The following is a 25266-nucleotide window of genomic DNA, read 5'->3' on the forward strand; positions in this document are numbered from 1 at the left end:
GTGCGCCAGAGTAGAGAGCGCATACTGAATCCTGACCGCGGTCAGGTTCTATAGAGCCCCTTCTCAACTGGGGCGAACACGAGGCAGTCAGAGCAAAAAGGAGCAGACTTCAGGCAAAAAGAAACCCCCCGAAAGCGGTGAGCTAACGAAGGGTCCCTGTAACATAAGCACTTACTAGGTACCCCAAAAAACGAATCAGCGCAACACCGATTTCGGTGAACGGACCTAGTTTGCCGTCTGAAATCGCATGAAACACATCACATCCACGGCCCTTGCGGCCGGGGCACAGGAGATCTGTGCCGAATCCGCGGAGCGCTCGCTCCCCGGCATGGGTTCGATCACCCTGCAGCCAGCATTCCGACCGATCTCTCGTCGTGACATCATGGCCGCGGTCAACACATGCAGCCGCGATCTCGGCATTCGGCAAGGTGCGGTGGTCGTTCTTGACGCTCTCCTGAGCTGCCTGCCCTGCCAGGGCGTGGATGGTCGCGAGACACCGGTCTCTCCGACCACCCTGCTCACGGTCTATGCCAGCAACGAAACCCTGTGCTTCCGCGCCAGGGGCCTCACCGACCGTCAACTGCGTCGGCATCTTGAGACGCTGGAGACCGCCGGGCTTATCCGCCGCCGTGACAGCGCAAATGGCAAGCGCTTCCCTGTGATGCAGCACGGCAAACCAATCGGCGCCTTCGGGCTGGACCTGTCCCCCCTCTTCGCGCAGTCCGACGAGCTACTCGCCCTTGCCCTGCGCCGACGCGAAGAAGCAGACGAGTTGCGCGGGCTGCGGGCACAGATCCTCAGACTTCGCGCGGCCTGCGCCGAACTCCAGCTAAGCGACGCTGTCGCCACCTTCATTGACGGGCTGCGAAACCTCGTGCGGCGTATCTCGCTGACCCTCATTGAGGCTCGGGAAGCTCTCTCGCAACTGACCGCGGTCCTCTCGTCACATGCAGCCCCACAAGCAGTAGTCCATTACGAAGTCGAAGAGGTTGAGCAGCGCCTGCCCTCCAATGCCGAAGCCGCTAACACTATATCCTGCGCGGAGACCACCATGGACCGCGCCCCAGACCGAGCGGTCCCCAAAACCTTTCAGGCTCTCACCGCAGAAACCTGCGGCCTGCCGCCAACCGAGCAAAAGCCCGCCTCTGACGGACGGAATGTCCGCCACATAGAGCAAGACTCAGATACAAAAAAAAGAAAGAGGAAAGATGCGACGCTTCCAAGTTGGGCTGCCCTGGCGGAGGTCAGCGCTTTCTATGCCGAGCCCACTAGCGCCCAAGAGGCCACACGCATCGCTTTCGAATTCGGGAAGATGCTGAGAATAAGCCAGGACATCCTCGCCAGCGCAGCGAGCAAGCTCGGGCTTTGGGAACTTCTCAGCCTTGAAAACCGCATGGCAAAGCAGATCGGAACCATCATCAACCCTGATGCCTATGTGAGATCCGTCCTACGAGTGTGATCCCTGACCGCGGTCGCATGGCCATGAAACACCCAGATAGACCGCTCGGGAGGAATCGGATAGGTTCGTTGATTGTTCTCATGCGGAAACGCTGCGAGGTGGAGTGATGTGCAACCTTTACGCCCAGACGAAAAGCCAGGACGCGATGCGTCAGGTCTTTCGTGACGTGCTGAAAGAGGATGAGGAACTGATCGATACCGCAGGCAACCTGGCACCTGCTCCCGGCATCTTTCCCGACTACGCTGCGCCAATCATTCACCGCAGTGAAGGGCGGGATTGGACACTGACTACGGCTCGATGGGGTATGCCGACGCCACCCGTTTATCTGGCCGGCAAACGCATGGACCCCGGCGTGACGAACATCCGCAATGTCAGCTCGCCCCATTGGCGCAGATGGCTCGGGATCGAACACCGCTGCCTCGTTCCCTTCACCAGCTTTTCCGAACTCGACGCCCGACCCGGCGCACCTCGCAACAACCCGGTCTGGTTTGCCCTTGGCCAGGATCGACCACTCGCCTTCTTCGCCGGCATTCGCACCGAATGGACCTCGGTCAGAAAGCTGAAGGAGGGCGAGGTGACAGCTGAACTCTTCGGATTTCTGACCTGCGAAGCCAACACAGAGGTCCTCCCGGTGCATCCCAAAGCCATGCCGGTGATCCTCACCCGGCCGGACGAATGGCGGTGCTGGCTGACTGCGGACATGAGCGAGGCCCTGAGGCTCCAACGGCCACTGGCGAATGGGCTTCTCGAAATAGTCGCGGAGGGCACACGTGCGGACCCTGTGTGACCGGGTACACGCCGGAAGTGATGATCCGCTTCATCTGCTGAAGGGCCGCGTACACGAAGTCGAAGGACGAGGCAAAAACGGCTTTGCCTTGTTTCAGGCTGCAAGATTGGCGGGACCGGTCTTCTGGATCGTGTTGGCGCATGATCGTGATCGGCCAATGCCAGCAGCCTTGCCGTATAGCGTAGCCGAGCGATTGCATTTCATCGAAGCACGCAACGAGACCGATCTGCTCTGGTCTGTCGAAGAAGCGCTGAGGGCGCGGCCGGTGTCTCTGGTCATCGCGGCTCCGGAAAAGCCCATCTCGCTGACCGCGGCCAGGCGCCTCCAGCTGGCGGCCGAGGCCGGGGGCACCACTGGCCTGATGCTGATTCAGGAGGGCAGGGGGAGCAATGCCGCCGAGACCCGCTGGAAATGTGATCCGCTGCCGTCACCTCTGGACTCGACTCGTCATCGCTGGATCCTTAATAAGAACAAAAGAGGAACAACCGGAATCTATGATGTGAGCTGGAATGGCACGACGGCTGCTGTGCATCTGGTTCCCCAGGCTGGCGAGCGACATCAGCCTGAGGGCCCGCCCCGTTGAGGGGCCTTTCGCGTTGACGCTCCGGGCGTCGAACGCGGAACATCTGCATTGTCTGAACACCATCGCAAGCGCCGCCGGGCTTCATCGCGGCATGCCGCTGGCCGATGCGCGTGCCGTCTGTCCAGTGCTCTCCACGCGGCCAGCTGATCTGATCCGGGAGGGCAGGGCGCTCGAAGGTCTGCGCAGATGGGCGAGCCGTTACGGACCACATGCCGCGAAAGACGGATCGGATGGCTTGATCGTTGACGTCTCGGGCGTGCCGCATCTGTTCGGCGGTGAGCCAGAGCTTCTGGCCGATCTTGAGGCGCGGCTTGAGAGGGCAGGGGTCTCCTCGAAAAGTGCCATAGCCGAAACCCGCAGTGGAGCCTGGGCTCTTGCCCGCCGTGGCGGCGGCGTGATCCCGGAAGGCGGGTTGCTCTCTCGGCTTGGCCCGATGCCGGTCAGCGCGCTGCGGATTGAGGCTCCGGTCGCCGAAGGTCTGACCCGCCTTGGGCTGCACAAGATCGTCGACCTGACCACCGTCGCTCGGGCGCCACTGGCGCGCCGGTTTGGCGCCGACCTCCTGCGCCGTCTGGATCAGGCGCTCGGGACGCAAGCCGAGCCGGTGGCGGCAGAAGCGGATGCGCCGCATTTCGGAGTGCGGATGACGCTGCCCGAACCGATCGGGCTCACGGCGGATGTCATGGGCGTACTCGACCGGCTGCTCGTGCGGCTTTGCGACAAGCTGGCATCGGCCCAGATGGGGGCGCGGGCTGTCCGGCTGGAACTGCAGCGCGTGGATCGCTCTGCCGCTGTCGTCGATGTGGGTCTCGCTCGCGCAATGCGCGACCCGGTCCGGATCTCGGCCTTGTTCTTCAAGGGAGTGGATGAGGTCGATTCCGGATTCGGGATCGACGGTCTGCGCCTGACCGCTGCAGTGACCGAGCCTCTTGCACCTGAGCAAATCGGCAACGTGCAAGCGCGGGCCGAGGATGAACTTTCCGACCTGATCTCCCGGATCGGCAACCGGCTCGGCTTCGATGCGGTGCAGCGTTTCCTGCCGGCAAGCAGCCGCATTCCAGAGCGCAGCTTCCTGACCGTTCCGGCCGCCTATGCGGCACCGGGGCCGTTTCCGCCAAAGCGCCGTCCCCGCCGTCCCATCACCCTCTTCCCGGCGGAAGCCCTGGCCCAGGTCTCTGGCAGCCCACCCGCCCGGTTCAGCTGGCGGCGGATGGGCTTCACCACCCTGCGTGCACATGGCCCGGAACGGATCACCCCGGAATGGTGGTTCGATGATCCGGCGTGGCGCAGTGGTGTCCGCGACTATTGGCGGATCGAGACCAATGAAGGGCCGCGGCTCTGGCTCTTCCGCACGCCACAGTCGGGATCTCGGGACTGGTATGCGCAGGGGGTGTTCCTGTGACCGCCTATGCCGAGCTTTGCGTCACCTCGAACTTCACCTTCCTGCGCGGTGCCTCGCATCCCGAGGAACTGGTGAAGCGTGCGGCCGAGCTGGGCCTCACCGCCATCGCCATCACCGATCGTAACTCGGTTGCCGGGGTGGTACGGGCGTTTTCGGCGCTGAAGGAACTCGCGCGCATCGCGGAGGAAGCGGGGCAGGGGACTTCTCTGCCCCGGCTGATCCCCGGCGCTCGCCTCTTGCTGACCGACAGCAAGGTGGAATGGATCGCGCTGCCCACCGATCTGGCAGCCTGGTCACGGCTGACGCGGCTCTTGTCGCTCGGCAAGCGGCGCGCCGAAAAGGGCAGCTGCCATATCGGCCTCGCCGATCTCGAGGAGTGGGGCAGGGGGATGGTGCTGATCGCTCTGCCGCCAGATCCGCTGGAAGCGACGGGCTTCGAGCGGGATCTGCGCCGGATCGCTGCCCGCTTTGCCGGCCAGTGCTTCCTTGGCGCGGCCCCCCGCTATGACGGGCAGGATCAGGAGCGGCTGGACCGGCTGGCGGAGATTTCTCAGGCGACCGGCATGCCCAAGGTTGCGGTCGGCGATGTGCTGATGCACCGCTCCAGCCGGCGGCCCCTCGCCGATGTGCTGACCTGCATCCGCGAGGGTTGCACCATAGACAATATCGGTGACCGGCGGCTTGCGAATGGTGAGCATCGTCTCAAATCCGGCGAAGAACTGGCTCGCATCTTTCACCGCTATCCGGCCGCGCTGCGCCGCACGGTCGAGATCGCCGACCGCTGTGCTTTCCGCATGGATCAGCTGCGCTACCAATATCCTGATGAGGCCCGAGACGGGGAAGCTGCTCAGTCCCGCCTTGAGCGGCTGGCGCGTGAGGGGCTGCACTGGCGCTATCCGGGCGGGCCGCCGCCGAAGATCGTCTCCCGTGTCGAGAAGGAGCTGCGCCTGATCGCCGAGGTGGAATATGCGCCCTATTTCCTGACCGTCTATGACATCGTCAGCTTTGCGCGCTCGAAAGGGATCCTCTGTCAGGGCCGGGGATCGGCGGCGAACTCCGTCGTCTGCTACCTGCTCGGTATCACCGAGGTGCCGCCCGAGAGCATCACGCTGATTTTTGAGCGCTTCATCTCGAAAGAACGCGGTGAGCCGCCAGATATCGATGTTGATTTCGAGCACGAGCGCCGCGAAGAGGTGATCCAGTGGATCTACGAGCGCTACACCCGCGAGCGCGCTGGCCTGACCGCTGTAGTGATCCACTTCCGCTCCCGTGCCGCGATCCGCGAAGTCGGCAAGGTCATGGGGTTGAGCCAGGATGTGATCGCCCGGCTTGCAGGGCAGATCTGGGGCTGGTCCTCCTCGGCCCCCGGCGAGGACCGCTTGCGCGAGGCGGGCCTCAGCCCCGAGGACAACCGTGTGGCCCTGGCCGTGAAGCTGATTGGCGAGATCATCGGCTTCCCCCGGCACCTGTCGCAGCATGTCGGCGGTTTCGTCATCACCCAAGGCAGACTGGACGAGCTCTGCCCCATCGAGAACGCCACGATGGAGGACCGCACCGTCATTGAATGGGACAAGGACGATATCGACGCGCTTGGCCTCTTGAAGGTGGATATCCTCGCGCTCGGGATGCTGACTGCGATCCGCAAGGCCTTTGGTCTGATCGAGGATCACCGGGCCGAGCATCTGACGCTTGCGAACATCCCGCCCGAAGACGGCCGGGTCTATGATATGCTTTGCAAGGCGGATGCGATCGGTGTGTTTCAGGTTGAAAGCCGGGCGCAGCTGAACTTCCTGCCCCGGATGAAGCCTCGGAAATTCTATGACCTGGTCTGCGAGGTCGCCATAGTCCGGCCCGGGCCGATCCAGGGCGGCATGGTTCATCCCTTCATCAATCGCCGGCAGGGCAGGGGGAAGGTCGAGGATCTGGGCCCCGCCATGATGGAAGTGCTGGGCCGCACCTATGGCGTGCCGCTCTTCCAGGAACAGGCGATGCAGATCGCCGTGGTCGCGGCAGGGTTCACGCCCGCCGAGGCCGACCGGCTGCGCCGCTCGCTCGCCACCTTCAAACGGATGGGCACCATTGGTGGCTTCCGGGACCGCTTTGTCGGTGGCATGCTGGAACGCGGCTATGATGCGGAGTTCGCGGCGCGCTGCTTTGCCCAGATCGAGGGCTTCGGCAGCTATGGCTTTCCCGAAAGCCACGCCGCCAGCTTCGCGCGGCTGGTCTATGTCTCGGCCTGGCTGAAACGCCATCATCAGGCGATCTTTACCTGCGCGCTGCTGAATGCCCAGCCGATGGGATTCTACGCACCTGCGCAACTGGTGCGCGATGCCCGCGATCACGGTGTCGAGGTTCGGCCGGTTTCGGTCAATGACTCGATCTGGGATTGCACGATCGAACCCCGGGCCGATGGCTCGCACGCGTTGCGGCTCGGCTTTCGGCAGGTGAAGGGAATGCGCGAGGAAGATGCCATCTGGATCAAGGCCGCGCGCGGCAACGGCTATCCCGATGTCGAAAGTGTCTGGCGCCGCGCAGGGCTCAGGCCCGATGCGCTGGATCGGCTGGCCGAGGCGGATGGCTTTGCCAGCCTTGGCCTCTCGCGGCGCGATGCGCTCTGGCAGGCCAAAGCTCTGAAAGCACCAAAACCGCTGCCGCTGTTCGGGCTGGATGGGGAAGGCGAGCACGAGCCACTGGTCGATCTGCCCCGGATGACGCTCGGTCAGGAGGTCATCGAGGACTATCTGGCGCTGCGCCTGTCGCTCCGGGCTCATCCCCTTGAGATCCTGCGCCCGAACCTGCCGGAGAGCATGCCTGCGGGGGCAGTATTGCAGGCGAAGGGCCGGATCCACCTCACGGGCCTGGTCATCACCCGGCAGCGCCCGGGTACCGCCTCGGGCGTGGTCTTCCTCACGCTCGAGGACGAGACTGGCACCGCGAATGTCGTGGTGTGGAAGAAGGTCTATGAGGCGTTCCGCGCCGCCGTGGTCGCCGGACGGCTCTTGCGGGTGACGGGCCGGATCGAGCGCGACGGGCAGGTGACCCATCTGATCGCCGAATGCATCGAGGATCTGTCAGCGCGGCTTTCCACCATCGGGCACCAGTTGCGGATCGGGGCCGAGACCGAGAGGGCAGGGGAGTCCGTCAGGCCCATCCGCACAGCCGGTAGGGCGCGGCACCCCAGAGAGCAGGCGAAGAAGCTCTTCCCGAGCCGGGATTTTCATTAACTCAAGCCGTTCTGGGGCGCAACGCGCAGCGCATTGCAGGGTGGCCGCACCTGGAGCATGCTAGATCTCAGCTCTTTGCGGTCAGGTTGTCCCGATGGAGCGCGCCGCTCGCATTCCCGCAACTGGTCATTCGTAGCCATCGCGGCAAGGTTCCCAGTATCACAGTGTCTTTTCCCGCAACCTCTCGCGGATGAGATCAATGAAAGCCCGCAGCCCCTGCGGCGCATGGCGGTTGCCGGGGTATTAGACGCAAATCCCCGGGGAAGGGCGAGCGCCAGTCGGCCAGTAACGGCACCAGGGTTCCGGCTGCGATGTCGGTGCGGGCAGACAGTTCGGGCACATAGGCGATACCCTGACCTAAACGGGCCGCCTCGATCATCAGCGCGGTCTGGTTCAGCGTCAGACGGCCGGTAACGGCAACGGTTAACGTCTGGCTTTGCCACGTTGAGCTCCCAGCTATAGGCCGAACCACCAGGAAAGCGGTAGCCGATGCAGCGGTGTTTCGACTGGTCGGCTAGCATCTATGGGGCAGGGTGAGGCACCAGATAGTCCGGCGCAGCGACCGGCAGAAACCGGACCGGACCCGCCTAAGGGCACCGCGATCATGTCCTGTGTCACCGATTCAGCATGGCGCGGCGCTATCGGTCCTGTCGCTCGAGATGACCGGTACTGACTCGATCCGGAATGCGGTCCCACGGGCCTTTGCCGGGGTGGACCGGATCGACACGATCGTCGGTAACGCCGGATATGCGCTGGTATGCGCGGCAGAGGAACTGGGCTGACCATCGGGGATCCCGCTTTCCTTGATTGCCAGCGGCGTGGAATAAGTACCTCTGACAAGGAGAAAAAATCTATCTATGGCAAGACACCCGAAACATCATGCGACCCGGCATTCCGTTCGCGCACGGCGCATGCGATGACGGCTTATGTCTATGTTCTGGGCTGCGATGGCGCCGACGGCTATCGCACCTATGTAGGCTGGACGCTGGATGTCGGGAGGTGGTTGGGAGAGCATAATTCGGGGGGCACGCCCGGCGCTAAATCTACGCGCGGGCGGATCTGGAGTGTGATCTACGCCGAGCGGCTGGCGACGAGAAGCGAAGCGATGAGTCGGGAGTGGTATCTGAAACGCGACCGTTCCCTGCGGCGCCAACTGGCGCAGGCGGCGCAGGGATTTAGCAGTTGACATATTATCGTCCTCTGCCAGCAGGCGGACAGCTAAGCCGCATCACCGAACGGGCTTCCTGCTCGCCGCGGCAAAAATGGCCGCGTTGAACCGCCGATGCGGGACAACTTCACGATTCTCGAATAAGCTATCCAAGCATATGAAATTGCTGACGAGGCCGAAATGACGATCACCAATCACGATGAGCTGGACGGGATGAAAGATATCGGCCGGATCGTCGCCAACACCATGCTGGCCATGGCCAAGGCGGCAGAGCCCGGCATGACGACCCGCGAGCTGGACGAGATCGGCCGCGCGCTTCTGGACCGCGAGGGTGCGGTATCCGCGCCGCAATCCACCTACGATTTCCCGGGGGTGACCTGTATCAGCGTCAATGAAGAGATTGCCCATGGCATTCCCGGTGACCGGGTGATGGCGGCGGGCGATCTGGTCAACATCGATGTGTCGGCCTCGAAGAATGGCTACTTCGCGGATACCGGCGCCAGCTATAGCGTGCCGCCCGTCCGCCCCTCGCTGGACCGGCTTTGCCGTGATGGGAAGCGCGCCATGCAGATCGGCATCGCGCAGGTCGGCACGGACAGGCCGCTGGCGGGCATCGGCAATGCCATCGGGCGCTTTGCCGCGCAGCGCGGCTATACGCTGATCCGCAACCTCGCGAGCCATGGCGTGGGGCGGTCCCTGCACGAATACCCGGAGGAAATCGCGACCTGGCCGACACGCAGCGAGAGGCGCCGCATCAACAAGGGCCTTGTCCTGACCGTAGAGCCTTTCTTGTCTACCGGCGGGCTTTGGGCGACTGAGGGTGATGACGGCTGGACGCTTTACAGCGAACCAGCAGCGCCGGTCGTGCAATTTGAGCACACGGTCATCGCGACGGATCGCGGGGCCATTGTGGTGACCTTGCCGGGGTGACGGCTGCTGCTCATTCGCTTTGGCGCGGCAGTGTCATCCGGCGGTCAGCATGCCACAGCCTGAGAGCTGTGGCGGCTCAGGTCGGTTCGGTGTAGCAATCATTCATTGACGGTGCGCGTGCCGCTTTGCCGAGCTTGGCCTGAAATCGTTGGTACAGCAATCATACCAGCCAGACGGCGATTGGGCAGAGTTGTCCCAACGCGGGTTCCCGCCAGGTTCCGATCCTTGCGGGCGTGATAACAGTTCCGCGCGTACTCAAAATCCGCCAGAACGCCCATCGCTTCGCCTTTGGCTTTCCAGCCTTTGCTGCTGTGCTGGCAATTATCTGGCTGATGCTGACAAAGCCGTCGTTCTGAGGATGCGAGGCCCTGACCGCTGTTTGCGGTAGGGAACGGCTGTCTCACGGCGACCGGACCAGTCAGAACCTCCCATATCGGCGATATGTTCTGCACATACACTGCACAATCGTCCTGCAACTTCTGCATGCAGCGGTGTCCATCCTGTGCCCGCCTAACAAGGGGATGGATTGAATGCTGAGACATTTTGAGGTTCGCGGAGTTCCGCGACGCATTGCGCTGGATGGCTGGTGGTTGAACACAGCGAGTGAGTCAGTCGGGGCCAGAACTGGCGAAAGCGATGGCGCAGGCGGTGGAGGGTCGCCAATTGCGAGTGCAGGGCGTGGCCGCTGTCTGCAGGTTCTGTTGGTCGTTTTTGTGGCGGATTTTCTGTTCTGGAACCAGAGAATCGGCATCTCTCTGGCGGTTCTGTCCTGGGTCTGGTGCTGATTGCGGGCTGGGACAGGTCATCTGCTGCGTAACGCGGCAAAGCATGGTGCCGATACCGTGACGCTGCGGGTGGCGGACGCGAGCGAGGGCTGCACTCTCATCGTTCACGACAACGGTTCCGGAGTATCACCCGGAAACGCGACTCGGGTGTTCGATCCCTTCTTCACGACCCGCCGTCAGACCGGGGGAACCGGAATGGGTTTGACGGTGGTGCGCGGTATTCTGAAGGCTCATCACGCAGATGTTGCGCTGGTGGAGAGCGCTGAGGGGGCGATGTTCCGATTGGCCTTCGCGTCGGGCAGAGGTCGACACAAGTGGGGCCATGTTCAGGTCGTGTCATCCTGAGCAACACGGGGGGGAGCGCGTGTCAAAACCAGTCGGCATGCTACGCTTCCTCGGTAGCGGTAGATCAGCATGAGGCGGGACTCAGATCCTAATCCGCGTCGAGATGCTTAAGGCCCTCGGCGAGTTTTTCGAGGATGGGCAGGCCTCTTCCGAGATCAAGATGGCGGGCGGCGCGAGTGATTCAGACATTGGGTGGCTCCTTTCAGGGGCCCGGAGCAAGGCAGCAGGGGCCTGGCTTTGGCGATTTTGAATGATGAGAGAAAGCAGGAAGGATCGTTATCGCCCGGGGGGCGGCAGGCCATGGGCCGTTCAGAGCGCCCGGCGTAGAGATCGTTCTTTGCTCATAAGCAGAAGCTGGTGCCTGCGCCGCTGAAAGTCAAGAATAGCACGCTGCAGCAGATCAGACGTTGCTTTTGCCAAGAGTGAGGATCATCTGGACAGAATTCCGGGCGGAGCTCTAATCTACGCAGGGGTAGTGTCGTTTTTTCGGTGATCCATGGCTGAGCGTTTGTTTGCCGGAAACGACGAACTCTTCGGAGCCGCTGACGCTGTCAGCGATATCCGGGCGGCCATTCTCGCGGTCGACTGGGAAAGGACAGCAGCTGGCCCGGTATCGGAATGGCCGTCTGCTTTGCGCTCGACCGTCAGAACGATGCTCTACGCCGCTTCGCCCATGGCGGTGTTGATCGGTCGCGAAGGCATTGTCGTCTGCAACGAGGCCGCACGGGAGATATTCGGAGACGCATGGCAGAAGGCGCAGGGCAAGCCGGTCTTCGAGTCGCTGCCGGTTGCCCGGAAGTTCTACCGTGAGAAGATCGACGATGCGTTCCGGGGCAGAAGCCACCGACTGCAGGACCAGCCGATCCGGCTGATCCGGGACGGCGAGGCCACCACCTGCTGGTTCAACCTCGGCCTCTCGCCGATCATCGGCGATGGTGGTGAGATCTTTGGCACATTGTTGGCTGCCAGCGAGACAACCAGTCATATTCGCACGCGGCGCGCCCTTACCCTCGCGCAGGAGCGCGTCGAGGTCGCGCTCGAAGCCGGTGGCATTGTCGGGACGTGGGATTTCGACGTCCGGTCCCGAAAGATGGTCATAGATGGCGCTCTGGCAGCGCAATATGCCATCCCTTCGGACGAGGCGCGGTCAGGGATCCTGATCGAGACCCTGTTCGAGAACCTGCATGACGAGGATCGCGGCCGGGTTCTGGCGGCAGTCGATGAGGCCGTGCTTCGCCGCGAAAAGTTCCACAGCCGGTTTCGCACCATCACCTCAGACGGGGCGCTGCACTGGTATGTCGCGTCGGGTCGGCCGATCCTTGATGAGGAGAGCGGAATCGCGGGCTTTGCAGGGATCGTCATCGATACCACAGACCAGTCCGAGGTGGCGGCGGCTCTGGTGGACAGCAATCTCAGGTTCGATACGCTGGTCGAGGCAGTTCCCCAGATCATCTGGAGCACCGACCGCCACGGCAATCATGATTTCTTCAACAGGCGCTGGACCGAGTTCACCGGGATCGCGCATGAAGACATCACCCCGCTGCTCTGGACTGAGCTGGTGCATCCCGAGGATCATGACCGCGTCCATAACGCGTGGTCAGAGTGCCTGACGACCGGCGCGACCTACGACATCGACTATCGGTTCAGGCATCATCGTGACGGATATCGCTGGTTGAGGGTTATCGCCCTTCCGATGCGGGATGCGCAGGGAACTATCACACGTTGGTACGGCACCTCCACCGATATCGAAGATGCAAAGCTGCTGGAGGCCGAGCGCGAGCTGGTCAATCGTGAGCTGGATCACCGGATCGGCAATCTCTTTGCGCTGGTGAACGGGTTGATCAGCCTTTCGGTGCGGGATCAGCCGGAGGCGAAGCCTTTTGCGCAGGAAATCAGGGAGCGCCTTGGTTCGCTGCACAAGGCACACCGGCTGATAAAGGCGGCGGGAAATGATCAGCCTGTTCCATTGCAGAGGGTGATGGAGGAAGTCCTCGCCCCTTACAATCGGAGCGGCAAGGATTGGGGGGTGATTACGGGGGACAGGGTTCGGATCCGCAAGGAGTCGGTTTCGGCCTTCGCGCTTGTCTTCCATGAGCTTGCGACGAACTCAGCGAAATATGGTGCAATCTCCGCGCCCGACGGGCAGCTCTTCATTGCTCTGCATCGGGATGCCGAGGGGGTGACAGTCGAGTGGCGCGAGGAAGGCTTTGTCGCTGACAGGGACAGCCGAGAGCGAGGCTTTGGCTCAAAACTGATGACTGCCGTTGTGGAAGGTCAGTTTCGCGGCACATTCGAGCGTGATTTTGGGCCGGAGGGAATGCGCCTCACGCTGCGCTTGCCGACGGAGCTGTTTCAGGAAAGGGACGACGATCCGGCCTGACCCGAGCCGCTGACCTCAGCAAGGGTCGTACCCTTTGCTTCCTCGGTCCAGACCCTGAATTTCGTCAGCTGATGCGGGCCGAAGGAATGGATCAGCGGGATGTCGGTCGCATCACGGCCGCGCGCGATCACGACCCGCCCGATGCGCGGCGTATTGTGGCGGGCATCAAGGGTAAACCAGCGGCCCTCCAGCCAGACCTCGCACCAGGCATTGAAATCCATTGGTGCCGAGTTGGGGGCCACGCCGATATCGCCGAGATAACCATTGGCATACCGTGCGGGGATATTCATGCAGCGGCAGAGCGTGATCGCGAGATGGGCAAAATCGCGACAGACGCCAACCCGCTCCTGCCAAGCCTCTGATGCGGTCCGGGTCGCGCGCGCATGCTCATAGCCGAAGGTGAGGTGACGGTTTACATAATCGAAAATCGCCCGCACCCTGTTCCAGCCCGGTGCCACATTGCCAAAAAGCTCCCAGGCCTGCGCCATCATGAGATCGGTTTCGCAGTAGCGGCTGGCAAGGAGATAGCCGAGAGCTTCATCCGGCAAACCGCTGACCGGACATTCCCGTGCAGTGTCTTCCCAGGGGTCTGGCTCTCCACTGACTTCGACCAGGCTGTCACGTGAAAGGCGTGTTGCACCCGAGGGCGCTGTCAGGCGCAGGCAGAGATTGCCGTAGAGGTCGGTATATGTCCGGTGCTGAACGGCCGGAGTGAGCTGCAGCCCGCTGGTTCTTACGATGCTGCCTGTGAGGTCCGGATGCGGGTCCAGCAGGGCGATCACCTCCGTCGGCTGATCGCAGGTGATCTCAATGTCGTAGCCCAACCGTACAAGCACATTCGCACCTCTTAGCTGACGCCGAGAGAACGCGCGGATGGCGGAAGAGGTTCCGGGCACCGCGGAATCCCGCCGTCCGGCAAGGTCTCGCCGATGGCAGAAGACCTTTCGGAACCTGCCCCGCGGGGCGGACGTTTTTCCAGCACGAGTGTTTTGGTGTAAAAGGAGAGAATGCCATGGACCATACCAGACATATCCGCCTGAATGACACTGAGCTGACCGAGGCCGTGCTGAACGGCGCGACCATCTATGGCCCCGGAGACGAGAAAATCGGCCATGTTTCCGAAGTGCATGGTCAGGGGGCCAGCGCGCAGGTGGTTGTCGATGTCGGCGGCTTCCTCGGCATTGGCGCAAAGCCGGTCGCTGTTCCCGCGCGTGATCTCGACTTCATGCGTGATGAAAGCAATGCCGTCCATGCCGTGACCCGCTGGACCAAGGATGAGCTGAAGGCCTTGCCGGAACATCACAACTAATCAAGGCTTTGTTCTCGCCTGCCCGGCCAGAGCGAGCGGCTTTATTTTGGGAGGAACTCGATGAAAACGCTTCACGACGCTTTCGAACATACGCTGCAGGACATCTACTGGGCCGAGAATGCTCTGGTTAAGGCTTTGCCCAAGGTGTCGAAGTCGGTGAACAATGCTGAGCTGAAGCTCGCGTTCGACGATCACCTGAAAGAGACGAAAGGGCATATCGCTACTCTGGACAAGGTGTTCAAATCCATTGGCCAGAAGGCCTCCGGTGAGAAATGCGATGCGATGGCCGGGCTCTTGAAAGAGGCGGATGGTCTGATCGAAGAGGCCGAGGGGCATGCGCTTGATGTGGCGCTGATCGGTGCGGCACAGGCGGTGGAGCATTACGAGATCGCCCGCTATGGAACCTTGCGGGAATGGGCGAGGGTTCTCGGCCATGATGAAGCCCACACCCTGCTCAGCTCGATCCTCGACGAAGAGAAGGCAGCGAATGCCAAACTTACCGCGCTCGCGGTCATGGCTGTGAACGAGGCAGGAAAACGTCGTGAGGGAAAGGCCGCAAGCACCAGGGGCTGACGTATGATGACAGCAGGCTTGCCGAATGATCGGCGAGCCTGCTCCGTTTCTCCTGTCAGGACAAGGCCATCCGCCGACGGCGTCGCCTTGGTCGCACCGCTTGCTCGACATCCCGTTGCAGATCTCGTGCCATGGTGGTGCCGATATCAGCGGAAGCGGTGATGCCCTGTACGAACGGGCGATCATGCATCAGCCACGGGATCGATCCAAACCAGACACGACCGGCGAAATCCGGGCAATCCTGCAACGCATAGGCTTCGTCTACCTCCGGGATGGCCTGTCCGGCATCAAGCAGAGCATCCCGCAGGCCGGGGAAGGGAAGATCTTTCGAAGCAAGCGGCTTTTGTCCGCGCGCGTCAATGAACGTATCGAATGTATATGTCGCGCCCTTTGTCTGGATCCGCGTCTTCGGCCCCATGCGTTTCATGTCGTAATCTTCACCCAGTGCGAGGATCTTCAATACCTTCGCCTCACGAAGGGCCAGTAGCCTGCGGATCGATTCCGACGGTACAGCGGCATAGTTGTCCACGAACACCTTTTTCAAACCGGCCTCGAAGCGTTCGCGATCCGTATCGGACAGTTCAGGGAACAGGTCTTCAACCTGCTCGTGCATCCGCAGGATTGCGTAGCGCCAGGGAACGGTGATTTGAGAGGCTTTGTTGCGTTCGGCCTCCTCAAGGTTCTCACGCGCCCATCGGAACGGATCGCTGGCCTCCCTGTCGGCGAAATACGCGGTCGCGAAACTGTCGGCATCAAGATCGTGCAGCGCAATCCGGGCTGCCCAGGCTGGGTCCGCTGATGCGATTTCGGCCGCGAACAGCGCAAAGATGCCGTCCAGTGTGACGCCTTTCGTACGCAGATCATCCAGCGCGGCATCGGTCATCGCGCTTAATGGCTCATAGGGGATGGGGCAGTAGAAGTCCGCCTCTGGCAGGATTCCGGTCCAGGACATCAGGGCAATTGTCAGCCCTTCACTCTGCGGCGTGAAGGTCAGCTCGCCACTGCGGCGGCTGAACCGGCCATGTTGGTTTGCCACCGCCATGGCTGCATCAATGGAGCTAAGCGAAGTTCCCATGATGCCTACCCTCCCCACCGGGATTTTGGCTTCGATCAATCCCGACCAGGGGCTGGGGAACCACGTCTTCGTTGCTTCGTCCTCGTCAGGAAAGTCATGGCCGGTTGCAAGGATCACCCGGTCGAAGCTGACGGCGACCGGCCCATCGGACGTATCGAGGACGATGCCGTCCTCCACTGCTCGAAGGTCGGTGACCTCCGTGCTCTCGCGGATTTCGACTTCATGGCCCGCATTCCGCGCGCGGCGAACCAGTTCCATCAGTTGATCGCGGAAGTATTCACCGAGAAGCAGGCGAGGGGTAAACTGGCGCGCATCGAGATCCTCTGGATCCAGCCCATAGTCGCGCAGCCTGGTGGCGGGTTGTTCCTGAAGCCAGTCGAGATAGGTCGTCACGACTTCGGGGATTTCAATGCTCGCGATATTGGCCAGCATGGATTTGCTGGCAGTCTCGGGCGAATAGGGCATTCCAATACCCGCCTTTACTCCCCGCTCGAACAGCCAGACCGAGAGGGGTTGTTGGTGCTCGATCAGCTTGCGAAAGCTGTAAATGCCGGTTGGACCGGTGCCGATGATTGCGATGCTGTGGGGCATTCGGTCCGGTGTCCTTCCTTTAGCGTTGCGGAATATGTCTCGGGTGTGGGCAAAATCTGTTGTTGTGCAGGGAATCGTGTTGGTGGATGTGGGGCGAAGGCAGAAGATCTGCTCTCGCCCGAGGCAGAGAACTCGCGCCTCAGCGAGGCGACACTTCGCGGTTCCTCACCCTACGATTGGCTTGGAAGCGGGCCACCGGCCGACTGATCGGGCGAAGAGGATCGATTGGAAATTCTCCAAAGAATAGCAGGGGTCTGCATAGGAGGGAAAGGCGATCCGCTCCGCCAGCGGATCATGCCAGATCCCTGAGGCTCGCTTCCCGCGCCCAATACCGGCGTTTGGCCGTCTCGGGCAGGTCTTCCCACGGGCCGACACCCTCGCCATCCTCGATCCCGGCGCGAGACAGGATCACGCCGGATCCCTTGCAATGGCCGATGGCTTTCAGATGTGCGAAAGCATCCATCACAAAGCCGATGGCGGCACTGTCGCGGGCGAGCTGGTCGGCCTGATCGGGCATCAGGATCATCGCGATGGCATCGAACAGCACCGAGGGTGAACCGGCAAGCTGACCGCCGGGCGTGATCGTGCCGCCTTTCAGCTTCAGCGGCCCGACTTTCGGTGCGATGATAAAGACACTGCCGCCTTCCGCCTTGATGGTGTCAGTCAGTTTGTCGATCCCGGCCTTGTCGGACCCTTCGGCGATCAGCAACCCGATCTTGCGACCCTTCAGTGTTTCTTTCCAGTTCTTCTGGACCGACAGCGCATCCGAGGGGGCCAGATCGAGTGGTTCCCGGAATGGCGTGACGGGTTCGGGCAAATCAACGCCCAGACCTTTCGCCACCCGGGCGCCCAGATCCCCATCGATCACCCGCAGATGCGACAGCACTCGGGCGCGAACATGATCCAGCCCAACCTTGGACAGTTCGAACACGAAGGCCGAGGCAATATGCGCCTGCTCGTTCTCGGTCATTGAGCGCCAGTACATGCGCGGCTGGCTGTAGTGGTCTCCGAAGCTTTCGGCGCGGATACGCAGTTTTTCACCCGCTATGTCCTGCGGGGCCGTTGAGAACCCCTCGGCGCTGGCGCGCGGACCGGGGTCTTCGCCCGCCTGGTCAAGGCTGTTTGGCTCGTAATTCGCCCGGCCTTTCGGCACCTGCGTCTGCATCAGCCCGTCGCGCATCATATTGGCATAGGGGCATTTCGGCGCATTCACCGGGATTTGGTGAAAATTTGTCGTGCCGAGCCGCGATTTTTGAGTGTCGAGATAGGAAAACAGGCGTCCCTGCAACAAGGGATCGTCCGAGAAGTCGATGCCGGGCACGATGTTCGAGGGCAGGAAGGCCGCCTGCTCATTTTCGGCGAAGTGGTTGTCAGGGTTGCGGTTCAGCACCATGCGACCGACGACGCGCAGAGGCACCACCTCTTCGGGGACGATCTTGGTCGGGTCGAGCACGTCATAGGGAAGGCTGTCCGCCAGTTTCTGGTCGAACACCTGCACCGCGAAATCCCATTCCGGGTAATCTCCCGCCGCAATCGCCTCGTGAAGATCGCGGCGATGGTAATCGTTGTCGGCGCCCTGCAGTTTCGCGCTTTCGTCCCAGATCAGCGATTGCGTACCGAGCGCAGGGCGCCAGTGGAACTTGACGAAGCTCGTCTCGCCCTTGCCATTTACGAATTTGAAGGTGTGTACGCCGAACCCTTCCATCATCCGAAGGCTGCGCGGGATGGCCCGATCGGACATTGCCCAGATCACCGTGTGCAGGCTTTCCGGCATCAGCGAGACGAAATCCCAGAAGGTGTCATGCGCAGAGGCTGCCTGCGGATAGCCGCGATCCGCCTCCATCTTCACCGAGTGGATCAGGTCGGGGAACTTGATCGCGTCCTGGATGAAGAAGACCGGGATATTGTTGCCGACCAGATCCCAGTTGCCCTGATCGGTGTAGAACTTAACCGCAAAGCCCCGCACGTCGCGCGGTGTATCGACCGAGCCCGCACCACCTGCCACGGTGGAGAACCGTACAAACACGGGTGTATCCTTGCCCTTCTCGCTCAGAAGGCTGGCGCGGGTCAGGTCCGGGATCGGATCGGTGCAGGTGAATACCCCATGCGCTGCGGATCCACGGGCGTGGACGATGCGCTCGGGGATGCGCTCATGGTCGAAATGGAAGATCTTTTCGCGCAGCAAGAAATCTTCCAGCAGCGTCGGGCCCCGGTCGCCTGCGCGCAGCGAGTTCTGATTGTCGGAAACGGGAATGCCGTGGTTCGTGGTGAGAACCGCGCCGCCGCGCTGCTGCGTCTCGCCAGCATTGCCTGTGATGGTGTCAAAGGGTTTGCCTGCCATTGTCCTGCCTTTCAAAGGTGGGATCGGCGCGTTCGTGGCCTTTTCGTCCGGCCGCGCGTCGAAGATCGGTCTTCGCGAAGTGGTATCCGGAAAACAGTGCGGGGCGCATGCAAGCAATGTCGCCGCCGAAAAATCGGAAAGGGGAAGCGCCCCCTTTCCGGCCGACTAATCAGCGGCGGCGATCAGCGGCGCAGAGACCGCCAAGAACAAAGCCCGCCGCGAGACCCAGCAGTCCCACGGTCGACAGCACGGTTGCTGTGGTGCCGGGATTGTCGCGCATCGCGCTCGCTGCAACATTGGCCTGGTCCCGGACCTGTGCCACTGCGTGTCGGGCGCGTGCTCTGCCGCCCTCGATAACCTCGTCGGCATCTTCCGCCGCTCCGGATACGCGCGCGGAGAATGCCTTGCTGATCCTCGACATTTCTTTCTTCAGTTCGGCAATCTGCTTTTCAAGATCGGCACGGACGTCATCGGCAGCATCGGCCATTACTCTGCTCCTTCACTATTCACGCCATGAAACTGTGGAGAGAGAACGATCAAGTGACGAAGCGGTTCCCACGGATGACGTCGGGTCGGTCCGGAGAGGCAGGAAACCGCAGACCCGCGCGGCAGCAGCTATATCCTCAGTCAGCTCCGCCCGGCGGCGCATCTTTGTCCCGGTATCGGTCTGGCGCAGAATACCGGATGGGTGCCACGAGATCAGCACCTGCCCGCCGTGAAGCCCCGTCTCGGTCTGCCCGCGACGGGGGCCGAGCGGTGCGTCATTTCCGGTCAGCGCGAAGGCCGCGGAAGCCCCGAGTGCCAGAACCATCCGCGGCCGGATAAAGGATAGTTCCAGCCCCAGCCACCAGCGACAATGCAGGATTTCCTGCCGGTCGGGGTTCTGGTGCAGTCGCTGTTTACCTCGCGGTGCGAACTTGAAATGCTTCACCGCATTGGTCAGCCAGACCTGCCCGGCGTCGACCTGCGCCTCTGCCATGAGTACGCGCAGAAGCTGTCCGGCGGGGCCGACGAATGGTCGGCCTTCCAGATCTTCGCGGTCGCCGGGTTGCTCTCCGACGATCATCAGACGTGCCGACGCGAGCCCTTCGCCCCAGACGGTCTGTGTTGCCGCCTCGCAGAGGCCACAGCGTCTGCATTGCAAGGCGGCCTCGCGCGCTTCACCCATTGTTTCCGGCCGTTCGGGCGCGGTTGGCATCGCGGCGCGGTAGCGGGTGGACACGGCGGCTGCTCCAGGGCGGGGCAGGGGGTGGCCGCCGCTTCACGCATACGTTCTACCCGCGCCTCGGCATCTCGCAGCATATCCGGGATCAGGCGCGTCTCCGGCAGGTTCTTCCAGTATTTCTTCGGCATTTCCGAGCGCATCGCATCCAGCTTCACCCGTGACGGGTTAAAGATATTGGCGAAATAGGTGGCCCAGAGACTTTCTGAGGCATCTTCGGGCAGATCGGGCCGGGCGCCGCCGTTGTGAAAGGTCAACCGGCCGGCTTCGAACCGTGCGGTCAGGCCTGGCGTCGCAATCATCCAGTCCATATCCGCGAAGCGTTTGACGAAAAAAGAACTGCCGGGCTCCAGCGTGTCATGCTCTGGCTCAAACCAGGCAGCGAAGCGGCGCCGGCCCTCAGAGGGTAGTTCGCGGAAGCGCACGAAAGCATGCATCTTGTGGATGTCGCGCCCCACCGATTTCGCCATCAGGTTCAGGCGACGGCCCAGCGGATCGGCCTGCGACAGCGGATCACCCTGCCGCCGGTCAAGCTGCCAGAGTGCCCGATAGAGAAGCGCTGTCCGTTCGGGCGCAGAATGCCAGATCACTGATCCGGCGAGTTTCAGAAAACCTCCGGGCACACGCGTCTGATGGGGTCCGGGCGTATCGGGCAGGGGGGCTGCGGCGAATAATCCACCCCCACCGGTCCAACTGATTTCGTCGGGCGGAATCCGGTGGCTGATCGCAATACGGGCAGCTTCGCGCCAGGCATCAAAGGTGCCGCGCCCGGGCAGTGTGACAGTATAGCTCACAACAGGCTCAGTTGCTCTGGCGGCGGTGCAAACCGGGCGCGCAGATCTGCGCTGTCCGTCAGGCCGCCGGGGGACCAGCCGGGCAGGGTGATGAAGGGGCGGGCCTTTTTCATCAGCGCTCCCATTCGCACGAGGTCCTCGTAGCGCATGGATCGCGTCCGGCGTTCGGTGACGATGCGGTCCACGGTGCGGGTGCCGAACCCCGGTACGCGTAGCAGCATGTCGCGTCCGGCACGGTTCACCTCGACGGGAAAAAGGCCGCGATGCTGCAGTGCCCACGCAAGTTTGGGATCGATCTCCAGATCGAGATGGCCCGCATTTGTGCCCGTCGCGATTTCCTCGGCGCTGAAGCCGTAGAAGCGCAAGAGCCAGTCGGCCTGATATAGTCTGTGTTCACGCAGCAAGGGTGGCTGAACCAGCGGCAGCACCGATGAGGCGTCAGGGATGGGGGAGAAGGCCGAGTAATAGACGCGCCGGAGCTTGTAGCCAGCGTAAAGCCGGGTCGAGCTTTTCAGGATCGTCACGTCATCGGTGCCGTCCGCGCCGATGATCATCTGCGTACTCTGCCCGGCGGGCGCGAAACGGGCAGGGCGTTTCCCGGTGTGGCTTCGCTCCTTTGCCGCCTCGCCTTCCAGACGCACCTGCGCCATGGCGGCGCGGATCGTCTCTGGCCGTTTCTCGGGAGCGAGCTGGCGGACACTGGCATCCTGCGGCAGCTCGACGTTGATCGAGAGACGGTCGGCGTGGAGCCGGCTTCACGGATCAGGTCGGGTGAGGCATCCGGGATAGTCTTGAGATGGATATAACCTCTGAACCCGTGGTTCTGGTGCAGGGTCCTGACGATGCGAACCATATCCGCCATGGTCTGATCGGGCGACCGGATGATGCCGGAGGACAGGAACAAGCCCTCAATGTAGTTCCTGCGGTAGAATTCCAAAGTCAGCGTTACAACTTCGTCGACCGAGAAGCGCGCACGTTCGATGTTGGATGACACCCGATTGATGCAATAGGCGCAGTCGAAGATGCAGAAATTGGTCATCAGGATCTTCAGCAGGCTGATGCAGCGCCCGTCCGGCGTATAGGCGTGGCAGATGCCGCTGCCGCCGGAGGAGCCGATGCCGCCTTTACGGGAGTCGCGCTTCTCGCCCCCGCTTGACGCACAGGAGGCGTCATACTTTGCCGCATCCGAAAGGATCGCGAGTTTGTGCTGAAGCGTCGTTCTTGCCATGCAGGGGGAATATATGTTCATGAAATGTTCGTCAATTTCCATGCCAGCAGGCAAGCGGAAATCGGGACGGCAGACCCGGGTCAGCGGCCGACGCTGCTCCGGGGCCAACCGATCAGCGTCGGTAGCCCAAGCCCACTCAGATCCGTAAGCGTTCGGGCTGACCGCTACCCATTCCTGCGAGAGGGAAACAGATCATCGACCTCGTTGGTCTTGTCGTCGGGGATGCGGGCGAGCGTGTCGGCGAGCCAATCGTAGGGATCGACGGCGGCGATCCTGGCGGGCTCGATCAGGGTGACCGGCAGTAAGGGCGCGCGCGGTGGCGGCCACACCGCAAGATTGCTTTGACACATTCTTCGTTATGAGGTGGCCTCGTCTTTTCCTGCCAGATGGTGTTCCAGCTGCCGCAACAGTGCGATCAGCCTGCCAAAGCCATCCGAGCCGAGGGCCGAAAAGATTTCTACATTCCCGGTTTCGAGAATGCGTCCGACTTCGGGCATCAGATCGCGGCCCTTCTGCGAAAGCGCGAAAAGCGCCCTGCGACGATCGGCGCTGTCCGTCGTGCGAATAAGCAGCCCCTCTTTCACCATCCGGTCGAGCATCTGGGCCATGGCTGGCTGACCGATGCGGCCCATCTCGGCAAGCTCTTTCTGCGACAGATGCCCGGCAGCCTTCAGCGCCCCAAGCACGGGCATATACGCGACGTTGATGCCGAGCGGCGCCAGCCGTCGATCAAAGTCACGCGTGATCAGCCGCGCAACCTGGTTCAACAGGCGGCCTGGATTTCGATGCGAAGCGGCCTCATGCGTGAGTGAGGGCATTTACATTGGCTCCGATGTATTATATATCGGCCCCAATGTATCTCTGTGGGGGCTTCGGGGCAATGTCCAGATCACTTCAGATCGCAATCGTCGGGGGCGGGCCAGGCGGGTTGACGGCGGCGATCATCCTGCACAGGCAGGGCCATCAGGTGCGGGTTTACGAGGCGGACCCCTCGGCCGATCACCGCAAGCAAGGTGGTACGCTCGATCTGCATGCGGACTCGGGCCAGTTGGCGCTTCACCGCGCCGGGCTGCTGGACAGTTTCCGGGCGATCGCACGCCATGAAGACCAGAACAGCACGGATATAGACCCGGTCACCGGTCAGGTGGAACAGACGCCGCCGCACCCGGAAGAGGACATGGACCGGCCCGAGATCGACCGAGGCCTTTTGCGACAGCTGCTGCTCGGGGCGCTTCCGCCTGGCTGCTTTATCTGGGGCGCGCGTCTCGATCATGTCGAGATCGGCACGCAGGGCCGCCACACCATGGTATTTCAAAGCGGCGCGCGCGTTGAGGCCGATGTCGTGATCGGCGCTGACGGCGCATGGTCGCGTGTGCGCAAAGCTCTCACGCCTGTGGCTCCGTTCTACACCGGGGTCACGTTCCTTGAAGGCTGGATCGAGACCCCGACCCCCGCACAGACCGACCTTGTCGGTCATGGCTCGCTGTTTTCCTTCGGCGGGCCTGAGGCGGTTTTTGCCCAAAGGAACGGCGAAGGCCGGATCTGCGTCTATGCTGCCGTGCAAAGGCCGCAGGAATGGCTGAAAACACAGCTGGCACAGATGCCTGCGCCCGAGCTGGTGAGGCATATCTATCAGGGGTGGGCCGCGAACCTTCGCAGCCTTCTCGACGGCTGCGCGGCTTTCATCGAGCGGCCGATCTACAGCCTGCCGGCGGACTTCGGCTGGCAGGCGCATCCCGGCATTACGCTGATCGGAGATGCCGCGCATCTGATGCCCCCGCTGGGGGTGGGCGTGAACCTTGCCATGCTTGATGCCACAGACCTTGCTGTCGCCATTGGCGATGGGTCGGACTGGCAAGAGGCGCTGCGGCAATGCGAAATCTGCATCAGGGATCGCGCGCAATCCCATATGCGCGAAATCATCCCGGGCTTCACCGAATGGTTCGCGGGACCATCGCCCGTCCGCCAGCGCGCCTGAGCTTTCGAAAAATCAAACAATCAACGTCATCGGGCGAAGGATAGCTGTCCGGCGGTGGCGTCCCCGAAATTTCCCGCCGCGACGGTGACATTCACCGCCAGTTCGATGAGTGAATCACTGCTGCCGCTGAAGCTTCCTGCGACGGGGACGATCTGGTGAACGTCACGCGCGACGCCTACCGGGATCAGGTTTTTCGGCCCCACGCTCCGGTTGGTGGGATCGAAGGTAATCCATCCAGCGCCAGGTACAAAAATCTCAACCCAGGCATGGGTTGATCCTGGTCCGGCGGAGCCGACCAGATTGTCCTGGGGATCAAACAGATAACCGGATACGATGCGGACTCCAAATCCCAGGGTCCGTGCCGCTTCGGCCAATAAAACCGCGAAATCCCTGCACGATCCCCAGCCACGGCGCAGAGTTTCAAGTGGGGACTGGGTGCCCTCACTTTCCCGACTCTGGTAGGAAATCTGGTTGGAGACGCCATCACTGACATCCTTGAGAAGGGACAATGTGTCGGTCGGGCGGCTGAAGATGAAACCCTCGACCCATCGGGCAAGCTCGCCCGCGCTATCCTGATATTGCGGTACGGCAAGAGCTCCGAGATCGGTCAGGTCATCATTCGGATAGAGGAACGGCCAGCTGACGGCCGAGGCCGCGATCGAGAACACCGGCCAGTTCGGCGCTGTCAGTTCGATCCGCGCACGGCTTTCGATCACCAGGTGCTCGGTTGGCGCACCGAAGCTGGCCGTGGCGACGGTATTGCCAAAGACGTCATGCGCCCAGGTGACCACGGCTTCGGGTGTCACAGAAATACTGTGGGACAGCAGGCCCAGGTCTCGCGATTCACGCGGGCGCAGCATCAGCCGATGGGGACCGAGAGACACCGGGTGCCGGTAACGGTAGGTGGTTATATGGGCCGTTTCGAGAAGGGTCAAATGACATCCTGCGCTGGTCAGGGAGGAAGGGGCTTCGGAGGGGCGCCTCAGGTTCTGCGGGGGGAGCCGTGGCTTATGGGGGCTGCATTTCGCCAGGCATGCGACGATTTGCAGTGCCGGCAGATGCGCTCGCCGAAGCCTTCGCTCCAGAATACCG

22 protein-coding genes and 2 pseudogenes are annotated in these 25266 nt (G+C 62.2%); 13 read left to right on the forward strand and 11 right to left on the reverse strand.

From position 1 onward, the window contains the following. Positions 1-247 precede the first annotated feature (247 nt). The 5 genes from D2T30_RS05305 to D2T30_RS05325 all read left to right on the forward strand — a co-directional run bounded on the left by D2T30_RS05305 (position 248) and on the right by D2T30_RS05325 (position 7455). Positions 248-1459: a helix-turn-helix domain-containing protein gene (locus D2T30_RS05305; protein ID WP_128208028.1), complete on the forward strand. Its 1212-nt coding sequence runs from the start codon at positions 248-250 to the stop codon at positions 1457-1459. 106 nt (positions 1460-1565) lie between these two features. Then, positions 1566-2246: an SOS response-associated peptidase gene (locus D2T30_RS05310; protein ID WP_128208029.1), complete on the forward strand. Its 681-nt coding sequence runs from the start codon at positions 1566-1568 to the stop codon at positions 2244-2246. Beyond that, positions 2230-2829 (forward strand): ImuA family protein, encoded by a 600-nt coding sequence (locus D2T30_RS05315; RefSeq protein ID WP_241651203.1) that lies wholly within the window; start codon positions 2230-2232, stop codon positions 2827-2829. The genes D2T30_RS05310 and D2T30_RS05315 overlap by 17 nt, the downstream gene beginning before the upstream one ends. Further along, a complete protein-coding gene (locus D2T30_RS05320; protein ID WP_128208030.1) occupies positions 2756-4231 on the forward strand; it encodes a Y-family DNA polymerase in 1476 nt (491 codons plus the stop codon). The genes D2T30_RS05315 and D2T30_RS05320 overlap by 74 nt, the downstream gene beginning before the upstream one ends. After that, positions 4228-7455, forward strand: coding sequence for an error-prone DNA polymerase (locus D2T30_RS05325; protein WP_128208031.1), 3228 nt, complete (start codon positions 4228-4230; stop codon positions 7453-7455). The genes D2T30_RS05320 and D2T30_RS05325 overlap by 4 nt, the downstream gene beginning before the upstream one ends. A gap of 196 nt (positions 7456-7651) precedes the next feature. On the opposite strand, the gene D2T30_RS24065 is transcribed toward D2T30_RS05325, so the two are convergent. Then, positions 7652-7927: a LysR substrate-binding domain-containing protein gene (locus D2T30_RS24065; RefSeq protein ID WP_164884220.1), complete on the reverse strand. Its 276-nt coding sequence runs from the start codon at positions 7925-7927 to the stop codon at positions 7652-7654. 187 nt (positions 7928-8114) lie between these two features. On the opposite strand from D2T30_RS24065, the gene D2T30_RS23905 reads away from it, so the two are divergent. The 3 genes from D2T30_RS23905 to map all read left to right on the forward strand — a co-directional run bounded on the left by D2T30_RS23905 (position 8115) and on the right by map (position 9553). After that, positions 8115-8237, forward strand: a complete 123-nt coding sequence (locus tag D2T30_RS23905; RefSeq protein WP_277749549.1) for a hypothetical protein — start codon at positions 8115-8117, stop codon at positions 8235-8237. Between the two features lie 134 nt (positions 8238-8371). Next, the gene (locus tag D2T30_RS05335; protein ID WP_128208033.1) at positions 8372-8641 is read left to right on the forward strand and encodes a GIY-YIG nuclease family protein; all 270 of its coding nucleotides are present in this window, start codon (positions 8372-8374) and stop codon (positions 8639-8641) included. Positions 8642-8803: 162 nt separating this feature from the next. Next, positions 8804-9553: a type I methionyl aminopeptidase gene (gene map / locus D2T30_RS05340; RefSeq protein WP_128208034.1), complete on the forward strand. Its 750-nt coding sequence runs from the start codon at positions 8804-8806 to the stop codon at positions 9551-9553. A gap of 98 nt (positions 9554-9651) precedes the next feature. Here map and D2T30_RS23330 read toward each other — a convergent pair whose 3' ends face one another. After that, positions 9652-10038 carry a hypothetical protein gene (locus tag D2T30_RS23330; RefSeq protein ID WP_206612866.1) on the reverse strand — a complete coding sequence of 129 codons (387 nt, stop codon included), beginning with the start codon at positions 10036-10038 and terminating at the stop codon, positions 9652-9654. A 300-nt stretch (positions 10039-10338) separates the two neighbouring features. On the opposite strand from D2T30_RS23330, the gene D2T30_RS24070 reads away from it, so the two are divergent. Together D2T30_RS24070 and D2T30_RS05355 are read left to right on the forward strand one after the other, a co-directional pair. Beyond that, positions 10339-10683 carry a sensor histidine kinase gene (locus D2T30_RS24070; RefSeq protein WP_128208035.1) on the forward strand — a complete coding sequence of 115 codons (345 nt, stop codon included), beginning with the start codon at positions 10339-10341 and terminating at the stop codon, positions 10681-10683. A 496-nt stretch (positions 10684-11179) separates the two neighbouring features. Further along, entirely contained in the window at positions 11180-13063 is a 1884-nt protein-coding gene (locus D2T30_RS05355; RefSeq protein WP_128208036.1) for a sensor histidine kinase, read from the forward strand. Here the strand turns inward: D2T30_RS05355 and D2T30_RS05360 are convergent. Continuing rightward, on the reverse strand, positions 13036-13887 hold the full coding sequence (locus tag D2T30_RS05360; protein ID WP_338325433.1) for a transglutaminase-like domain-containing protein: 852 nt from the start codon (positions 13885-13887) through the stop codon (positions 13036-13038). The genes D2T30_RS05355 and D2T30_RS05360 overlap by 28 nt on opposite strands. Positions 13888-14075: 188 nt before the next feature. Between D2T30_RS05360 and D2T30_RS05365 the strand changes: the two genes are divergently transcribed. Both D2T30_RS05365 and D2T30_RS05370 read left to right on the forward strand, forming a co-directional pair. Continuing rightward, positions 14076-14372 carry a PRC-barrel domain-containing protein gene (locus D2T30_RS05365; protein ID WP_128208038.1) on the forward strand — a complete coding sequence of 99 codons (297 nt, stop codon included), beginning with the start codon at positions 14076-14078 and terminating at the stop codon, positions 14370-14372. Positions 14373-14432: 60 nt separating this feature from the next. Next, on the forward strand, positions 14433-14945 hold the full coding sequence (locus D2T30_RS05370) for a YciE/YciF ferroxidase family protein (RefSeq protein ID WP_128208039.1): 513 nt from the start codon (positions 14433-14435) through the stop codon (positions 14943-14945). A 55-nt stretch (positions 14946-15000) separates the two neighbouring features. Here the strand turns inward: D2T30_RS05370 and D2T30_RS05375 are convergent, their stop codons facing one another. The 7 genes and pseudogenes from D2T30_RS05375 to D2T30_RS05405 form a co-directional block, all read right to left on the reverse strand. Further along, entirely contained in the window at positions 15001-16611 is a 1611-nt protein-coding gene (locus tag D2T30_RS05375; protein ID WP_128208040.1) for an FAD-NAD(P)-binding protein, read from the reverse strand. Positions 16612-16903: 292 nt separating this feature from the next. Further along, the gene (locus D2T30_RS05380; RefSeq protein ID WP_128208041.1) at positions 16904-18952 is read right to left on the reverse strand and encodes a catalase; all 2049 of its coding nucleotides are present in this window, start codon (positions 18950-18952) and stop codon (positions 16904-16906) included. 169 nt (positions 18953-19121) lie between these two features. Further along, the gene (locus tag D2T30_RS05385; protein ID WP_128208042.1) at positions 19122-19439 is read right to left on the reverse strand and encodes a hypothetical protein; all 318 of its coding nucleotides are present in this window, start codon (positions 19437-19439) and stop codon (positions 19122-19124) included. A 15-nt stretch (positions 19440-19454) separates the two neighbouring features. After that, positions 19455-20968: pseudogene (locus tag D2T30_RS24075) on the reverse strand (UdgX family uracil-DNA binding protein). After that, a pseudogene (locus D2T30_RS05395) lies at positions 20965-22196 on the reverse strand (putative DNA modification/repair radical SAM protein). The pseudogenes D2T30_RS24075 and D2T30_RS05395 overlap by 4 nt, the downstream one beginning before the upstream one ends. A gap of 164 nt (positions 22197-22360) precedes the next feature. Further along, complete coding sequence (locus D2T30_RS05400; RefSeq protein WP_164884222.1) at positions 22361-22525, reverse strand: transposase domain-containing protein; 165 nt, start codon at positions 22523-22525, stop codon at positions 22361-22363. A gap of 27 nt (positions 22526-22552) precedes the next feature. Beyond that, positions 22553-23014 (reverse strand): MarR family winged helix-turn-helix transcriptional regulator, encoded by a 462-nt coding sequence (locus D2T30_RS05405; protein WP_128208044.1) that lies wholly within the window; start codon positions 23012-23014, stop codon positions 22553-22555. A gap of 62 nt (positions 23015-23076) precedes the next feature. On the opposite strand from D2T30_RS05405, the gene D2T30_RS05410 reads away from it, so the two are divergent. After that, positions 23077-24174, forward strand: a complete 1098-nt coding sequence (locus D2T30_RS05410; protein WP_128208045.1) for an FAD-dependent oxidoreductase — start codon at positions 23077-23079, stop codon at positions 24172-24174. A gap of 26 nt (positions 24175-24200) precedes the next feature. Here D2T30_RS05410 and D2T30_RS05415 read toward each other — a convergent pair whose 3' ends face one another. Beyond that, the gene (locus D2T30_RS05415; protein WP_241651206.1) at positions 24201-25109 is read right to left on the reverse strand and encodes a transglutaminase family protein; all 909 of its coding nucleotides are present in this window, start codon (positions 25107-25109) and stop codon (positions 24201-24203) included. Between the last annotated feature and the right edge of the window lie 157 nt (positions 25110-25266).

The sequence above is a fragment of the Paenirhodobacter populi genome (assembly GCF_004022215.1).
GTDB classification, from domain to species: Bacteria; Pseudomonadota; Alphaproteobacteria; order Rhodobacterales; family Rhodobacteraceae; genus Rhodobacter; species Rhodobacter populi.

Coding starts and splice junctions, on each gene's coding strand:
- D2T30_RS05305 (WP_128208028.1), top strand. CDS start 248: ATGAAACACATCACATCCACGGCCCTTGCGGCCGGGGCACAGGAGATC.
- D2T30_RS05310 (WP_128208029.1), top strand. CDS start 1,566: ATGTGCAACCTTTACGCCCAGACGAAAAGCCAGGACGCGATGCGTCAG.
- D2T30_RS05320 (WP_128208030.1), top strand. CDS start 2,756: ATGGCACGACGGCTGCTGTGCATCTGGTTCCCCAGGCTGGCGAGCGAC.
- D2T30_RS23905 (WP_277749549.1), top strand. CDS start 8,115: ATGACCGGTACTGACTCGATCCGGAATGCGGTCCCACGGGCCTTTGCC.
- D2T30_RS05335 (WP_128208033.1), top strand. CDS start 8,372: ATGACGGCTTATGTCTATGTTCTGGGCTGCGATGGCGCCGACGGCTAT.
- map (WP_128208034.1), top strand. CDS start 8,804: ATGACGATCACCAATCACGATGAGCTGGACGGGATGAAAGATATCGGC.
- D2T30_RS23330 (WP_206612866.1), bottom strand. CDS start 10,038: ATGCAGAAGTTGCAGGACGATTGTGCAGTGTATGTGCAGAACATATCG.
- D2T30_RS05355 (WP_128208036.1), top strand. CDS start 11,180: ATGGCTGAGCGTTTGTTTGCCGGAAACGACGAACTCTTCGGAGCCGCT.
- D2T30_RS05365 (WP_128208038.1), top strand. CDS start 14,076: ATGGACCATACCAGACATATCCGCCTGAATGACACTGAGCTGACCGAG.
- D2T30_RS05370 (WP_128208039.1), top strand. CDS start 14,433: ATGAAAACGCTTCACGACGCTTTCGAACATACGCTGCAGGACATCTAC.
- D2T30_RS05375 (WP_128208040.1), bottom strand. CDS start 16,611: ATGCCCCACAGCATCGCAATCATCGGCACCGGTCCAACCGGCATTTAC.
- D2T30_RS05380 (WP_128208041.1), bottom strand. CDS start 18,952: ATGGCAGGCAAACCCTTTGACACCATCACAGGCAATGCTGGCGAGACG.
- D2T30_RS05385 (WP_128208042.1), bottom strand. CDS start 19,439: ATGGCCGATGCTGCCGATGACGTCCGTGCCGATCTTGAAAAGCAGATT.
- D2T30_RS05405 (WP_128208044.1), bottom strand. CDS start 23,014: ATGCCCTCACTCACGCATGAGGCCGCTTCGCATCGAAATCCAGGCCGC.
- D2T30_RS05410 (WP_128208045.1), top strand. CDS start 23,077: ATGTCCAGATCACTTCAGATCGCAATCGTCGGGGGCGGGCCAGGCGGG.